A 15,147-nucleotide genomic window follows, 5' to 3' on the forward strand; every position below is an offset into this window, starting at 1 on the left:
GTGCCTGTGACCAGGCCCTTTTCCGACGGCCCCTTCCCGAACCGGGCGTGCGGCTTGTCACCGCACCCGGCTCTCCAGTGCCGCAGTCCGCGGTTGCTGTCGGGTAGGCCGTCCGGCGTGGATGGCGTGGTGACAGCTGCGGCAGACGATCAGGGTCTTGCGGCGGCGGCTGGCCATCCGCTCGGCCCATGCGGGCTTCGGGGCCCGTCCCTTCTTCTGGAGGTCCTTCAGGTGTCGGACATGGTGGACCTCGACGTCCTGCTGCGACCCGCAGAGCTCGCAGGTCTCGGCGAGGAGTCGTTGCACCAGTTCGGACCGTTGGTTGCTCCAGACCTTCGGGGGTTGATCGTCAAGGGCCCGGACCATGGTCCTGCGGGCCAGGGAGATCCCTCCCCATTGGGCCACCAGCGGTTTCTTCCCGTCGTCCCGTTCGATGACGACCTGAAGTCCCGCGCGGGGACCTCGGTCGGTGGCGAGGACGGCACGGTAGCGCTTGTAGACCTCGGGGACGCTGATGCGGAACTTGTGCGCGAGCGTCTTGGTCAGCGAGCGCTGCATGACGTACTTCAACCATTCGAACGAGTGCCGGTTGACTGCCAGCTGGTAGTAGTTCACGACGTCCCGGTACTCCGCCTGGTACTGGGCGATGATCGAGAAGTCACTGTCGGTCATGCGCTCGGTCCGGTGGATCGGTTTGCCGCGTTGCAGGTAGGGCCTGGCCTTGTCTCGCGCGACATGCACAGGCACTTTGAGCCCGATCTGCGCGTTGATGCTGCGCCAGCCGTGCTGGGAGTGCTTGTTGTCGGCGTGGTAGACCGTGATCTCGTAGCCGAGGAACCGCGCGGGACGAGTCCGCCCGTGGGTGATCAAGGTCTTGCTCGGGGAGAGTTCCAGCTTCAGTTCGTCGCGCAGGAACTTGCCGATGTCGGCCTTCATCTCCTCGGCCTCCCGCTTGGGACCGGTGAACCCCAGTAGCCAGTCGTCGGCGTAGCGGCAGTAGCGAAGCCGCCGGAACCCCGGGTTGAGCGGGTCGCGCGAGGGTAGGCGCTGCATCTGTTGCCACAGCGCCTTTGCCTGGTCGCGGTTCCCGATCTTCTCCTGGTGGCGGGCGGCGTCACGTAACCGCATGTAGGGCCGGTTGAACCGGCGCTGGGTTCCACGGTTGTGGGCGGGCAGCAGGTTCGACTCACAGTACTTGTCAAGCCGGTCCAGGTAGGTATTGGACATGACGGGTGAGACCACGCCGCCTTGCGGACAGCCGCTGAGCGTTGTGTGGTAGCGCCAGTCTTCCAAGTACCCGGCCTGGAGCAGTCCGTCGATCAGACGCAGGAACCGGTTGTCGCGGATCTTCTCAGCCAGGATCGACCTCATGATCGAGTGGTCGAGCGATCCGAAACAGTCGGTGATGTCGCCTTCGATGAACCACGTGGTGCCCCGCCAACCGGGGCTGATGCTCTGCAGGGCGGTGTGACAGCCCCGTCCGGGCCGGAACCCGTGGGAGCGATCGGAGAACTGCGGCTCGTAGTACGCCTCCAGCAGGAGCCGGATCACTTCTTGCAGCAGTTTGTCCGACCATGTCGGCAGCCCGAGCGGGCGCTTCTTCTTCGGCTGTCCCTTCTTCTCGATGTAGACGCGCCGCACGGGGGTCCAGCGGTAGCGCTCCTGCCGGAGAGCCTCGGTGATCGCCTGGATCTTGCTCAGGCGCATCCCGTCCGCTGTCTCCTTCGTGCTGCCGGGCGTCATCGCACCGGCATTGCGGTAGATCCGCCCGTAGGCCAGCAGGTACAACTCCGGGTTGAACAAGTGCCGGTAGAGACGTTCCAGAGGCAGCCCCCTTCGGCCGCGTTCGCGAATGATCCCCAGTACGGCTTCGGCGCTCTGCATTTCGCATACCTCGCCAACGTGAGCGATCAGCTGACACCTGGGTCCCTTCGCCCTGCGGACGGCTTTCCCGTCCTCCCCGGCCGGCCGTGAATCCGGCGACTACTACGGACCCTCCGTCGCCGTAGGACTCTCGTCCCGTAGGCGATCCCGCATTCCCCTTGCGCTGGACGTATCGAGTGCGACGTAGGCGGCCCGGTCCGTCCCCTTGGGCGGGCTCACTGCCCGCTGTCCGCCGACCGGAAGGATTGGGGCCAGGCGCCTCGAAAGCCTTGTTACCGGCGGCTCCGACATCAGGCGTCGTGTCGGAGAATGACCACTTGCATCTCTGGAGACTTGGGCTTCAAGCAGTTTGGCCTTCGCCATATCGCACGGGTCTTGCACCAAGGCCGGGAAGTTAAGGCTGGCCGGGGCACTGTCCAGGCGGGGGCTGATGTGTGCTGACCTGGGGCTACATGCGGAACGGGACCGCTGGTAGATCTTGGGACGTCCTCGCAAGACAGTCCGAGATCCAGAGCAGAGGTCCCGTTGCCCGGCCAGTGTGCCACCATCACCCTCACTCGTTCCAGCACGGTCGCCGCTGGGGTCTACGCCCCGGGCCATCTGGGCGAGTTGACACAGGTCATCCCCTTCGAGCTGGTCGACGCCGTGCTGGAGGAGACCGGACGGACCCAGCAGCGGCTGCGCGCGCTGCCCTCGCGCGTCGGCGTGTACTACATGCTCGCCCTGGCCCTGTTCCCCGACCACGGCTACCAGGGCGTCTGGCGTCAACTCACCGCCGCCCTTGGCAACCTGCCGCTCCCGCAGGTGTCGACCACCGCGCTGCGGCACCTGCGCCGCCGCCTCACCCCCGCCCCGCTCAAGCTCCTGTTCGAGACCCTGGCCGGACCGCTGGCCCAGCCCACCACACCCGGCGTCCGCTACCGGCACCTTCGCACCGTCGCCTTCGACGGCTGCTCCTCGATCAAGACCCCGGACAGCGAGCGGGCCCGGGGCTGGCTCGGCAAGATCCGTTATCGGCTCGCCTGGGCCGGCTACCCCACCCTCATGCTGATGGCGCTGGTGGAGACCGGCACTCGCGGCCTGCTCGGCGCCTGCCTCGGCCCCAGCAGCGCCGGCGAGACCAGCTACGCCAAGCGCCTGCTGCCGCTGCTGGGCCGTGACCACCTGCTGCTGATCGACCGGGGCTTCGACAGCAACACCTTCCTGGCCGAGGCCGCCGCCACCGGCGCCCAGTTCCTGGCCCGCTGCAAGTCCACCCGCCGACCGCCCCTGCTCCGGGCCCTGTCCGACGGCTCCTACCTTTCCCGATTCGGGGAGCTGACGGTGCGCGTCATCGAGGCCGACATCGTCTGCGTCCTGGCGGACGGCACCCACGTCGGCGGGCGCTACCGCCTGGCCACCACCCTGCTGGACCCCGTAGCCGACCCCGCCGAGCGTCTGACCAGGATCTATGCCGAAAGGTGGGAGATCGAATCGGCGTTCTTCGCCCTGCGCTCCACGCTCATGGCAGGCCGGGTCCTGCGCTCGGGCGACCGGTTCGGCATCGAGCAGGAACTGTGGGCCGCCCTCGCCCTCTACCAGGCGCTTCGTACCGTCATGGTCGACGCCGTGGAGTCCCACCCCGGTATCGACCCCGACCGCGCCGGCTTCATCACCGCCCTGCAGGCCGCGCGGACCCAGGTCATCCTCGCGGCCGGGATCGCCCCCGAGCACCCCCAGCCGGTCGGCACGATCGGCGCCGCGGTCCTGGACAACCTGCTGCCCGCCCGCCGCCTGCGCATCAGCGCCCGCAAGGTCAAGTCACCGATCTCGCGCTACCACACCTTCAAGGGCCAGGCCCGCCCCCAGGCCGGCACCCCGGTGACCGCCATCGAGATCACCATCCACGACCGCACCAGTACCCCGCTCGCGCCGCCCAGCACCGTCCCACCATCGACCGAGGAGAACAACGGGCATGAAATCATGGAGAGTTCACCTACCGACGGCACCTCCGAAGAACACGATTCGGCGGACCCGGGCGGCCGGATGACACTCGCCCTCGCCGTGCTTGCCAGCCGCCCCGGCGAGCCCTGGCACGCCCGCGATGTCGCCCGCATCCTCGGCGTCACGAACATCAACAGCTTCCGCGTCCAGATGTCCCAGTGGGCTCACCGCGGCGTGATCCACAAGACCGGACCCGCCACCTACACCCTCGCCTGCTGACCGCGACGGGCCTCGACGCCAACCACAAGACCCTTAACTTCCCGGCCTTGGGTCTTGCACGGCCACGCCTTCGACGCCTTCACTGCGTCCCGCGCTTTCCCGCCATGCTGTTGTCCCCTCGCGCTTTCGCGTTCAGGTGAGGCGGGCGACCCACGAGGTGAGCCTCCTTCCGAACCCCGTGTTCCCTGAAGGAACGATCCAGCGCCGAGTGAAACGGCGCACCACGCCCGTGCTCAGCGTAGTCAACAACGACGGCACCACCGAGACCGGATCCCTGATGGACGACATCGTCCGCGAGGGCGCCCGGCGGATGCTCGCCGCGGCCTTGGAGGCCGAAGTCAACCAGTACATAGCCGAGTTGGCCGGTGAGCGGGACGAGGTCGGCCGCCGTCCGGTGGTCCGCAACGGCCATCATCGCGAACGGACGGTGACCACCGCCGCCGGGCCGGTCGCGGTGAAGGCGCCCCGCGTGAACGACAAGCGCGTCGACGTGGAGACCGGTGAGCGCAAGCGGTTCTCGTCGAAGATTCTCGCGCCGTGGTGCCGCAAGTCCCCGAAGATCAGCGAGGTCCTGCCCCTGCTCTACCTCCACGGGCTGTCCTCCGGGGATTTCGTGCCCGCGATGGAGCAGTTCCTGGGTTCCTCGGCCGGCCTCTCGCCGGCGACGGTGACCCGGCTGACGAAGCAGTGGACCGACGACCACACTGCCTTCCAGGCCCGCGACCTGTCGGATTCCGACTACGTCTACGTGTGGGCCGACGGCGTCCACCCCAAGGTCCGCCTCGGCCAGGCCCACTCCTGCGTGCTGGTCCTCATGGGCGTGCGACCCGACGGCCGCAAGGAACTCATCGCGCTGGCCGAGGGGCTGCGTGAATCGACCGAGTCGTGGGCGGATCTGCTGCGTGACTGCCGCCGACGCGGCATGCGCGATCCCGAACTCGTGGTCGGTGACGGCGCGATGGGCCTGTGGAGGGCCCTGGCAGAGGTGTTTCCGCGGGCCAGGCACCAGAGGTGTTGGGTTCACAAAGTCCGCAATGTCATGAACGCGCTACCGAAGTCGGCTCGGCCCGGCGCGAAGAAGGCCCTGCAGGAGATCTACAACGCCGAGGACCGCGACCACGCCGAGAAGGCGATCAAGGACTTCGAGCGCGCCTACGGAGCGAAGTGGCCGAAAGCGGCCAAGAAGGTCACCGACGAGGCCGACGAGCTCCTTGCGTTCTACGACTTCCCCGCCGAGCACTGGGTGCACCTGCGCACGACAAATCCCATCGAGAGCACATTCAGCACCGTGAAGTTGAGGACCAAAGTCACCCGCGGGGCTGGCAGCCCGGGCGCGGCCCTGGCGATGGTGTTCAAACTCGTCGAGTCCGCCCAGGCCCGCTGGCGCGCGATCACCGCACCCCACCTTGTCGCCCTCGTCCGCAACGGCGCCCGCTTCAACAACGGTCACCTCGTCGAACGCCACGAAGTCACTGCAGCCTGAGTAACCCCGCTGATCCACAACTCTTGACAATTACTCGCCGCCGACGGGTACGTCGGACACCATCGGCGACGACCAGTGGCGCGCCGCCTTCGAGTCGGTCTTCCTCGGCGCGGTGCGGCTCTCCCGCGCCGTGGCGGCGGAGCTGGGCGAGGGAGGCGCCATCGGCTTCGTCCTGTCCAGCTCCGTGTACGAGCCGATCCCCGACCTCGCGATCTCCAACGCCCTGCGGCCGGGCCTGGCCGGTTATGCCAAGAACCTCGCGAACGAGCTGGGTCCGAGGGGCATCCGCGTCGTCGGCCTCGTGCCCGCCCACATCGAAACCGACCGGGTACACGAACTTAACGCACGGACCGGCGACGCCGACGCCGCCCGCGAGCGCGCCACCGCCGACGTTCCCCTGCGCCGCTACGGCACCCCGGACGAGTTCGGCCGCAGCGCCGCCTTCCTGCTGTCGCCCGCCGCCTCGTACCTCACGGGTGTGATGCTCTCGATCGACGGGGGCGTGCGCAGAGGTTTCTGAGGTAACTCCCTGGCAGTTGAGGAGTCATCATGCCCATCTACACCTGCAACACGGCCCGGGGATCGCTGACCAGCGAGGTGAAGGCCCAGCTGGCAGCCGAGATCACCCGGATCCACGTGAACATCAACCACGTTCCACGGGCCTACGTCAACGTGGTCTTCTCCGAGCTGCCCACGGCCAGTGTCTTCGCGGGCGGGCAGCCGGCGACACCGCTGCTGCTCACCGGCTGGGTGCGGCGGGGTCATCCGCAGGAGGAGGCGACCCGACTGGCCCTGGAGCTGTCCTCGGCGATCGCCCGGATCTCCGGCGTGGACGAGAGCCGGACCATAGTGGTGCTGCAGGACGGTCCTGCCCGGTCCGCCGTCGAGGGTGGGCACGTGCTGCCCGAACCAGGTGAGGAAGCAGAGTGGTTGCGCCGTACCGGGGGCTGAACGGCGCGTGCGTTCGCGCACCATCCGCCGTGCTGCGCCGGTCCGCGCGGGCCGGTGCCAGCCGCTGCCCTTCCTCGCAAGGTCAGGTCGCGAGGTCCGCGTGCATCTCCCAGACGAGAATCTCAGCGGGCGCGGAGGCACTGATCCGCTGGCCGCCGCTCGCGGTGAAGCGGACCGCGTCACCCGCGGCCAGCGTGCCGATGCCTTCGGGTTCGGCCGAGCCGCGGGTGACGAACAGGTGCAGATAGGGAGCCTCGGGCAGCTCCACCAGCCGACCGGGCGTCAGCCGGGCCGCGTGCAGCGCCGCGTGACGGTTCCGGACGCGGATGGCGGCATCGCCGTCATGCCGGGTCATGCCCGAAGCGACCGTCACCAGGCTGCCGGACAACACGTCGTTGTGCATTTCCAGTTGTTCGTATCCGGGCGTCACGCCCGTCTCGTCGGGCACCACCCACATCTGGATCAGGTGCACCGGCTTCGTGTGGCGTTCTCGGCCGAGACGCCAGGAGTCGTTCTTCTCCGAGTGCAGGATGCCGGTGCCGGCGCTCATTCGCCGGGCGAGCCCCGGATGGATGATTCCGGAGTTGCCGGCCGAATCCTGATGTACCAGCGCTCCCTCCAGCACCCACGTGACGATCTCCATGTCCCGGTGGGGATGGGTGTCGAAGCCGGTGTCCGGCTGGATGGTGTCCTCGTTGTGGACCAGCAGCAAGCCGTGCCGGGTGTCGGCCCGATCGTAGGGCCGGCCGCCGACCCAGAACGAGTGCCTGCCGCGAAGCCACGTCGGGTTGGTCTCCGACCGGTCGTCGGACTGGCGGACATCGATGAGCGGAGCGAGTGTGGCGCCCACGGGTTTGTCCTGTCGAGCCGAGGGGCGCCGGAAGCGGCCGGAGGAAGGTGTGCGTCTGCCCGACAGACGCACACCTTCCTCGTGACGGGCCAGGTCGGTCAGTTGGCTGCGGCGGTTTCTGGCGAGCTGGGTGGCTCAGGCCGCTGTTGGGTGGGCGGTCACGCCGAGGATGTGCACGGTGCGGGTGCCGGCCTCCATGACGGCGAAGGCGTAGAGCCTGGTCAAGCCCGCGGTATCGACGTGGAAGAAGTCGGCTGCGAGTAGGCCGGAGGCCCGGGCGCACAGGAACACGCGCCAGGTAGGCCCGGTGTTGGGGCCGCGTCAGGGTGCTGGCCCGAGTCCGGCGGAACGTCGATCGACGGATGGAGGCAAGTCCCCAAACCCCGCGGATAACATGCCCCTCGCGTGCCCGACCGACCGGGGACTGACGGGGAACCGTGGTGACTGATGGAGAGAGCAAAAGAGAACGGCCCCTGACCGACTTGGCTGATCAGGGGCCGTCGTGCTGCGCGGTGGGTGTGGGATTTGAGCCCACGGTGGCCCGCGCCACGACGGTTAGCCTTGCGACAGCCCTGCGGGCGGCGGCGCGCGGCTCGTGTCAGACAAGGAACTCGGCGAGCGGGAAGGAGCGATGGCGACGTGGTGGAACCAGATAGTTCTGCCGGTGGGTCGTGTGCAGGACCGAGTTGATGCCGGCGTGGGGGCTGCGCGATGCGATAGGGAGTGTCATATCGGGATAGTGGCCGTCCATCGAGAGCCGTACGAGATTGAAGATTGCAATCGTCGGCTGGAACTGAATGAAGTGCAACCCGGCCGCTGGCTTCTTGCTGTAGTGGTCTGCCGTCGGATCGGATGTGTAGTGGAATGGATTGTCCAGCGTGTCGAAATCGCCGCGCACGGGGATGGTCGTCCCCGTGGGGTAGGCCTTCCCGTAATTGCTGGTCGTCGGTGATGTGGTGCTGTCCACCTGCGACATGCTTCCAGTGTGGCCGTAGGCGTGGTACCGCTGGACCCCTTGCGCCACTTCGGCCACACTTTGACCCGGCGGTTGGAGGGCCAGCGTACCCGGCGCGGGCGCGGGCGAAAGGCCGGGCTGGAGCATCGCCTGTACGCGATCCGTGTACTGAGGGAAGTTTTGTTCGTACCAGGTCACCAGATCTTGAAACAGGTGCGAGAGATGCATGGTGGTGCCCTGTTTGAAGTAACCGTTGGGCCACTGATCGGTGAGGCCAGGAAGGGTCTCCAGACTGGCGATGTTGCCGGGTCCCATATTCGAGTCCAGGGTGGTGGCGAAGCCGAGGAAGCCCTGCGCCTGTCGAGGGATCGACTGTGCACCGGGGATATTAACTGCCAGCGCCAGCTTGCTCGGCAAGCCCTGTTGCCCGTAGAAGCCACCCCCGGAGAAGCCCTGGCGGATACTCGTCACCTTGAACAGGCTGCCCGCCTGGTTTCCTCTAGTCCCGAAGAGGGCGTTTTGGGCTGCCTTGATATTGTCGAGCGAGTCACTGCGGAGTAGCACGGCCACGTCATTCTGTTCCAAGCGGACTGGCCCGAAGCCAGGCGGGGGCTGGTCGCTGGGGAACGTCCTGGCCTCCTGCAGCGCATATACGGTACGGTCCTCCGTCTTGGAGGTCGCCAAATCGACCGGCAGATAGGCTGGGTAACGTGTTCCCGCCTTGAAGAAGCCCGACGTCTTGCCCAAGGTTGGGATGTAGTGGTGGAAGTAGGGAAGTCCCCAGGCTACCGTGGTGGCCACTCCTGTGGGAGTGGGCGGAAATTGGCGTTCCAGACCCAGGAGGGCGGACTCGAGGTGGTGCTGCGCCTCCTGCAACGCCTTGGCATTCGCCGGCACATTCAGCCGTGCGGTAATGACATGATCGTGCAGGGCCGGCACCCGGACCGCAATCGTGCCATTGCTGCTCTTCACGCCGGAGTCATCGACCATGACCACCTGCTCGTTCTGCAGGATATATTGTTCCTGGACGGGCGTGCTGTCCGGGGCAGCAGCGGGCCGGTCCGGTGGTTTTGCAATGCTGTCGATCAGCTCATAGATGCCGGCGGATGCTAGAGCGGCACCGAAGGTGCCCGCTGTTCCCTGAAGAAGGCGCCGCCTACCCAAGTTCCCGCGTGGTCGACCCGCACGCGCATTTTCGTTGCTATCTGCCATGAAACGTATTCCCCAACTGTGGAGTAGATGTCCGCCATCACCCGGCATCGAAGGTCTATCCTGCTCGAATGACTGCGATTGACCTTCTTGCCACTCATGCGCATCGGAGGGGTCAGGGGTTGAAATAGAAGGTGAGGGTAGGTGAGTGCGCCGCCGCTGAGGACCGTCGCCCGATTAGCCCGCTACCACGTCTCCCACATAAAGGTCTGCTCGCGATGCGGGGTTCGCAGCGCCGATACGGCCTTGCCCACGTGCCGCCAGATAGCCGATGACGGGGGTGTGCTGACTGGTTTCCATCGTCATCACCTTCGCCGTCGCGATATAACCACACGCGGCCTGGGCCATTGAAGCCAACACGCGGCCTGGGCCATTGAAGCCAGCACCAATCTGGTGCGGTGGTTGCCAGCTACCTGAGGTTCCCCAAGATGCGGAAGGCTTGACAGGGGGGGTCAGATGGGTTGCATGAGAAAAGCCCAGACGACGCCTGTGGGGTGTGGAAACCGGGTTCAGGGACCGTGGCCTGTGGCTCCGTAGCCGGGGCAAGGTGAGGTAGAGGGCATCGTCGTTGCTTGTGTCTTGGTCTGTGCTGTACCTCTTGGTCTGTCGGTTCCTCCAACTCGTGGTGTTGTTTGGGCGCGGTGACCGTGCGAAGGAGATCGAGATTGTCGTGCTTCGGCACCAGGTCGCGGTTCTGCGCCTGTAGGTGCCGACAACCCTGTCTCCCACGCTGAGCTGCGATTTGAGGGTCACGGTGTGATCACATCGAAAGCGCTCGTGAGCCCGTCGGCGCACGCTTGGGAATCGTGACGTTCCGTCTGGCCTACCGATTCGGCTGCCTCCTGCTCGGCTGGCTGCGTCTGCTGGCCCGCTCCTCTGCGGCCAAGGATGTCGAGATACTTGTACTCCGGCAGCAGCTGGCCGTCCTGCAGCGCAGCAGCTCCAAGCCCGCCTTCACCCGCGGGGACCGCGCCGTGTTCGCAGCCCTGATCCGACTCCTGAGTAAACGTCACCGTTCAGCGCTGAAGCTGCTGGTCACTCCACGTACCGTGCTGCGCTGGCATGCGAGGCTGGTCGCGAAGAAGTGGACCTATCCGCACCGAGGCCCGGGCCGCCCGGGCAAACCCGAGGCACTGCGCGCTCTGGTGCTGCGCCTGGCCCGCGAAAACGACGGATGGGGGTATCGCCGTATCCATGGCGAACTGCTGAACCTGGGCTGGAAGGTCGCCGCCTCCACCGTTTGGGAGATCTTGCAGCACGCCGGGGTCGACCCGGCGCCCCAGCGGACCAGCCGCTCCTGGACCCGGTTCCTCAAGGCCCAGGCCACGGGTATCCTCGCCGTCGACGTCTTCCACGTGGACACGGTGTCCCGCGTGAAAACCCGAGTTCGGGCCCCTGATCAGGACGTTTCGCTGCGGGACGGTGGTAGACCGGGGCATGATCGAGATCCATGCGGTGGTCATGGATCTATCTGCTGACGCGCAGGTCGCTGGAGTTGGCGGGCCTGCGGCTGCTGGGCAACGCTGCCAAGGACGCCGAACTGCTGGTGCTGCGGCACCAGCTCGCTGTGCTCCAACGCCAGCTCGATAAACCGAAGTTGGAACCAGCCGACCGGGTCCTGCTGGCGGCCCTGTCGCGTCTGCTGCCCAGACAGAGCTGGAGTAGCTTCTTCGTCACCCCAGCGACGCTGCTGCGCTGGCACCGAGAGCTGATCGCCGGCAAGTGGACCTACCCCCACACGAGCCCCGGTCGGCCGCCGATATCGGAGGAGACGCGGGAGCTGATCCTGCGTCTCGCGCGGGAGAATCCGCTGTGGGGACACCGCAGAGTGCAGGGAGAGCTGGCCCGGTTGGGCATCACGGTCTGCGCCGCCACCGTCCGGTCAGTACTGCGTCAGGGCAACATTCCGCCCGCGCCCCAGCGGGCTCACGACGCCTGGGCCTCCTTCCTACGCGCCCAGGCTTCCGGACTGCTGGCCTGCGACTTCTTCCATGTGGATACCGCGTTCTGCCGGCGGCTGTACGTGCTGTTCGTCATGGAAGTCGCAACGCGCCGAGTGCACGTCCTCGGCATCAGCGCGCACCCGAACCAGGACTGGGTGACCCAGCAGGTGAGGAACTTGATGATGGACCTCGAAGACCGGGTGGACCGGTTCCGGTTCTTCCTACGCGACCGGGACGGGAAGTTCTCCGACGCCTTCGACGCCGTGCTCGCCGACGCGGGCGTGCAGGTGCTACTTTCCCCGCCGAGATCGCCGAAGGAAAACGCCTTCGCGGAACGCTGGGTCGGCACCGTCCGCCGCGAGTGCACCGACCGCCTACTCATCATGAACGAACGGCACCTGCGCACCGTCCTAAACACCTACACCGACCACTACAACCGGCACCGCCCCCACCAATCCCTCCACCAACGATCTCCCCAAGCCTCGGAGACCGGCCAGACGGCACCTGTCATCCCCTTCGGAGGCCGCGTCCGCCGCACTCAACTACTCGGCGGCCTCATCAACGAGTACCAGCAAGCAGCCTGACGGCAGGCAGACAAACGGCCTGATCAGCAGCCCGAACCAGGGTTTTCACGCGGGTCACGGTGGCAGGATTCCTGTCCTGACCGCCATCCCCGCGGGTGCGGGGAGCAGTAGCGCCACGCCTGCTTGCCGTAGTTCGTCGCGGGACCATCCCCGCGGGCGCGGGGAGCAGGATGGACAGCAGCGGGGGCGTTCGTCACGCGGGGACCATCCCCGCGGGTGCGGGGAGCAGAGGGGGAGCAGAGGTCGAGAGGCTGAAGGGCAAGGGGTGGGACGGGACCATCCCCGCGGGTGCGGGGAGCAGGCGCTGAGCTTCTCCCGGTACTTGCCGAGGTCGGGACCATCCCCGCTGGTGCGGGGAGCAGTTGCATCAACCCAGCTCCGGCCGGCCGAGAGCGGGACCATCCCCGCGGGTGTGCTGGGAGCAGAGTGGCGGGCTGCAGGACGCCATCACCACGGCGCCGAGCGGTGCGCCGTCGGCATGGGGACGAGGAGGAACGCGACGAGGAAAGCTGAGTGAGCGCCGACCGTCAGCCACGTGCACAGCCCGGCCACCCTCAACTGCGAAGAGCCCGTAAAGGAGGCTCGGCCGGATCTCCGGCTGGCCGACGTAGCCACAGCCGTGCGGGCAGGGCACCTACTTCCACGGCTGCACGTGCGGTTCTGACCGGCCCCCTCCCGGGGCATCCGAACGGCGTACTAATCTGACCGCTCCTCATTTACCCACAACAGAGGATGGTTCATGTCCCGTACCACCCGTCTTGCCGGTGCCGCGCTGGTTGCCGGCCTGGCGCTGGCCGTCTCGGGCTGCTCCAGCAGCGGCACGGCGACTGGCGGTGCTGCTGCCTCCCCCGCCGCCTCCACTCCGGCCCCCGCCGCCTCGGCGCCGGCTTCTGCGTCACCTGTCGACCACACGCTGACCAAGGCTGCGCTGCAGCAGGCCCTGCTGACCAGTGCGGAGGTACCGGCCGGCTTCAAGGCGTCCAAGCCCGACAAGGGTGAGGACATGTTCGGTAAGTCCGAGACCACAATGCCCGCCAGTTGTCAGCCCATCGCCGACATCGCGGCCAACGACGCGGCCATCAGGCCGTCCGCCGCGGTGGACCAGGACTATCCGCAGCCTGCGAAGGCATCAGCGATGATCTTCAGCCGTCTCGTCTCTTACCCGGCGGGCGACGCCGAGAAGGCCATGACCGCCCTCAAGGTGGCTGTGAAGTCCTGCGCCACCTACAAGAGCAAGAGCCCGGACGACGGGAGCCTCACCCGGGTGCGGCTCGCCGTCCAGTCGGGTCCCGCGCTGGGCGACGACGCCGTCACCTTGGACGCGACGGGCGACGTCCAGGGCCACGCCCTCACGATACGCCTGGTCGACATCCGTATCGGCTCGTCCATGGCCGTCTTTGCGAGCTTCGACTTGAAGGCCGCCAAGGTGCCTGCGGTTCCGCAGCTGCTGATGGTCAAGCAGGTCGAGAAGCTGAAGGCGGCAGCCACCGGCTGACTCGGGACCGGTCCGGTGGTGCGCGGCCGCACCACCGGACCGGACATCCCACCGACCCTGAGAGGCATTTAGGTCTCACTATTCGGCGAGCGGCCTGGAGAAACGGGCTGGCGGCAACGTCAGTACCGCGCTCCAGCCGACTCAATTCTCACCGCAAACTGCACAGCGGGGGCGCCCCTACGGCCGGTTCCCGTCCGACGACCCGCCCGTGGGTCGCCTACCGGATCCCGGCACTGTGCGGACCAGCCTTTCCCAATATGATAAAAATTTTAACTACGCGGCATGTACATGCCTTTTACATTTGGCGTCAGGCTTGCGCGCAACGTTGATCTCCACCCACGAGGAGAGTCACATGCACCTGCGCGCACGGCTTGCCAGTTTCGCAACCGCGGCCCTGGCGGCGATCCCGCTCGTGGTCCTCGGCCCGGCTGCCGGAGCCTCGCACGCCGCGGCCCATCCCGCCCCGGCGACCGCGCACTCCTGCGCCACCGCCAAGGTCGGCTTTGCCGCCTGCCAGGCGATAGTCCGAACGGACGTCGTCTCCACGGCCAAGGGCGTGACGCCCAACGCCACCCCCTCCGGCTACGGGCCCTCCAGCCTCCAGTCCGCCTACAACCTGCCCTCGGCAACCGCAGGGTCGGGCCGCACGGTGGCGATCGTCGACGCCTACGACGACCCGACCGCCGAGGCCGACCTGGCCGTCTACCGGTCCCAGTTCGGGCTGCCGGCATGCACCACTGCCAACGGCTGTTTCAAGAAGATCGACCAGAACGGCGGCACCAGCTACCCGCGTACCAACGGCGGCTGGGCCCAGGAGATCTCCCTCGACCTCGACATGGTCTCCGCCATCTGCCCCAACTGCCACATCCTGCTGGTCGAGGCGAAGTCCAACTCCTTCGCCAACCTCGGCGCCGCGGTGAACCGCGCCGCCGTGACCCCCGGCGTGGTGGCCATCAGCAACAGCTACGGTGGCGGTGACGCCTCTGACGCCACCTACGGCTCGTACTACAACCACCCCGGCATCGCCGTGACTGCGAGCACGGGTGACAACGGCTACGGCGCCAGTTACCCGGCCGACTCGCACTACGTGACCGCGGTCGGCGGCACCCACCTGGTGAGCGCCTCCAACTCCCGCGGCTGGACCGAGACCGCTTGGAGCGGCGCCGGCAGCGGCTGCTCCGCCTACAACACCGCCCTCAGCGGCGCCGCGTCCTTCAACACCGGCTGCGCCAACCGGGCCGTCGCGGACGTCTCGGCGGTCGCCGACCCCGCCACCGGTGTCGCGGTCTACGACAGCACCGCCTACCAGGGCCTGTCGGGCTGGCTGGTTTTCGGCGGCACCAGCGTCTCCGCCCCGATCATCGGCTCGGTCTACGCCCTGGCCGGCAACACCGCCTCGATCGACAACAACTACCCCTACACCCACTCCTCCGCGCTGTGGGACGTGACCTCCGGCAGCAACGGCTCCTGCACCACCACCCAGTGGTGCAACGCCCGCGCCGGCTGGGACGGCCCGACCGGCCTCGGCACTCCCAACGGCGTCGGCGCCTTCTGATCCACCGCACCACCGCCGGCTGACACGGCCGCAACG

Annotated in this window: 10 protein-coding genes, 1 pseudogene and 1 CRISPR repeat array; of the genes and pseudogenes, 8 read left to right on the forward strand and 3 right to left on the reverse strand. The window is 67.3% G+C overall.

The window, feature by feature from the left end; all coding sequences use genetic code 11:
* Positions 1-57 precede the first annotated feature (57 nt).
* On the reverse strand, positions 58-1,884 hold the full coding sequence (locus ACQEXA_RS05990) for a reverse transcriptase domain-containing protein (protein WP_433128899.1): 1,827 nt from the start codon (positions 1,882-1,884) through the stop codon (positions 58-60).
* 525 nt (positions 1,885-2,409) lie between these two features.
* Here ACQEXA_RS05990 and ACQEXA_RS05995 point away from each other — a divergent pair.
* From ACQEXA_RS05995 to ACQEXA_RS06010, 4 genes and pseudogenes are all read left to right on the forward strand, one after another.
* Complete coding sequence (locus ACQEXA_RS05995) at positions 2,410-4,086, forward strand: IS4 family transposase (RefSeq protein ID WP_433128901.1); 1,677 nt, start codon at positions 2,410-2,412, stop codon at positions 4,084-4,086.
* Between the two features lie 229 nt (positions 4,087-4,315).
* The gene (locus ACQEXA_RS06000) at positions 4,316-5,569 is read left to right on the forward strand and encodes an IS256 family transposase (RefSeq protein ID WP_432939878.1); all 1,254 of its coding nucleotides are present in this window, start codon (positions 4,316-4,318) and stop codon (positions 5,567-5,569) included.
* Between the two features lie 67 nt (positions 5,570-5,636).
* A pseudogene (locus ACQEXA_RS06005) lies at positions 5,637-6,089 on the forward strand (SDR family oxidoreductase); the annotation flags it as partial.
* Positions 6,090-6,118: 29 nt separating this feature from the next.
* Positions 6,119-6,520, forward strand: a complete 402-nt coding sequence (locus ACQEXA_RS06010; protein ID WP_433128903.1) for a tautomerase family protein — start codon at positions 6,119-6,121, stop codon at positions 6,518-6,520.
* 82 nt (positions 6,521-6,602) lie between these two features.
* Here the strand turns inward: ACQEXA_RS06010 and ACQEXA_RS06015 are convergent, their stop codons facing one another.
* On the reverse strand, positions 6,603-7,370 hold the full coding sequence (locus ACQEXA_RS06015) for a pirin family protein (protein ID WP_432936461.1): 768 nt from the start codon (positions 7,368-7,370) through the stop codon (positions 6,603-6,605).
* A 598-nt stretch (positions 7,371-7,968) separates the two neighbouring features.
* Positions 7,969-9,537, reverse strand: coding sequence for a DUF7405 family protein (locus ACQEXA_RS06020; protein WP_433128905.1), 1,569 nt, complete (start codon positions 9,535-9,537; stop codon positions 7,969-7,971).
* An 803-nt stretch (positions 9,538-10,340) separates the two neighbouring features.
* Here ACQEXA_RS06020 and ACQEXA_RS06025 point away from each other — a divergent pair.
* From ACQEXA_RS06025 to ACQEXA_RS06040, 4 genes are all read left to right on the forward strand, one after another.
* On the forward strand, positions 10,341-11,012 hold the full coding sequence (locus ACQEXA_RS06025) for a hypothetical protein (RefSeq protein WP_432936452.1): 672 nt from the start codon (positions 10,341-10,343) through the stop codon (positions 11,010-11,012).
* On the forward strand, positions 10,985-12,061 hold the full coding sequence (locus tag ACQEXA_RS06030) for a transposase (RefSeq protein ID WP_432936449.1): 1,077 nt from the start codon (positions 10,985-10,987) through the stop codon (positions 12,059-12,061). Before ACQEXA_RS06025 ends, ACQEXA_RS06030 begins: the two co-directional genes overlap by 28 nt.
* 79 nt (positions 12,062-12,140) lie before the next feature.
* A CRISPR array of direct repeats spans positions 12,141-12,423; the repeat unit is 29 nt; unit sequence GGGACCATCCCCGCGGGTGCGGGGAGCAG.
* A 377-nt stretch (positions 12,424-12,800) separates the two neighbouring features.
* On the forward strand, positions 12,801-13,556 hold the full coding sequence (locus ACQEXA_RS06035; RefSeq protein ID WP_432936447.1) for a hypothetical protein: 756 nt from the start codon (positions 12,801-12,803) through the stop codon (positions 13,554-13,556).
* A gap of 352 nt (positions 13,557-13,908) precedes the next feature.
* The gene (locus tag ACQEXA_RS06040) at positions 13,909-15,111 is read left to right on the forward strand and encodes a S53 family peptidase (protein ID WP_432936445.1); all 1,203 of its coding nucleotides are present in this window, start codon (positions 13,909-13,911) and stop codon (positions 15,109-15,111) included.
* Positions 15,112-15,147 lie beyond the last annotated feature (36 nt).

Source organism: Streptomyces sp. CA-106110 (assembly GCF_050936285.1).
In the GTDB taxonomy this organism is placed as follows: domain Bacteria; phylum Actinomycetota; class Actinomycetes; order Streptomycetales; family Streptomycetaceae; genus Streptomyces.

Excerpts from the sequence above, each read along its gene's own strand:
- ACQEXA_RS06035 (WP_432936447.1), top strand. The coding sequence starts at position 12,801 with ATGTCCCGTACCACCCGTCTTGCCGGTGCCGCGCTGGTTGCCGGCCTG.
- ACQEXA_RS06030 (WP_432936449.1), top strand. The coding sequence starts at position 10,985 with ATGCGGTGGTCATGGATCTATCTGCTGACGCGCAGGTCGCTGGAGTTG.
- ACQEXA_RS06020 (WP_433128905.1), bottom strand. The coding sequence starts at position 9,537 with ATGGCAGATAGCAACGAAAATGCGCGTGCGGGTCGACCACGCGGGAAC.
- ACQEXA_RS06040 (WP_432936445.1), top strand. The coding sequence starts at position 13,909 with ATGCACCTGCGCGCACGGCTTGCCAGTTTCGCAACCGCGGCCCTGGCG.
- ACQEXA_RS05990 (WP_433128899.1), bottom strand. The coding sequence starts at position 1,884 with ATGCAGAGCGCCGAAGCCGTACTGGGGATCATTCGCGAACGCGGCCGA.
- ACQEXA_RS06010 (WP_433128903.1), top strand. The coding sequence starts at position 6,119 with ATGCCCATCTACACCTGCAACACGGCCCGGGGATCGCTGACCAGCGAG.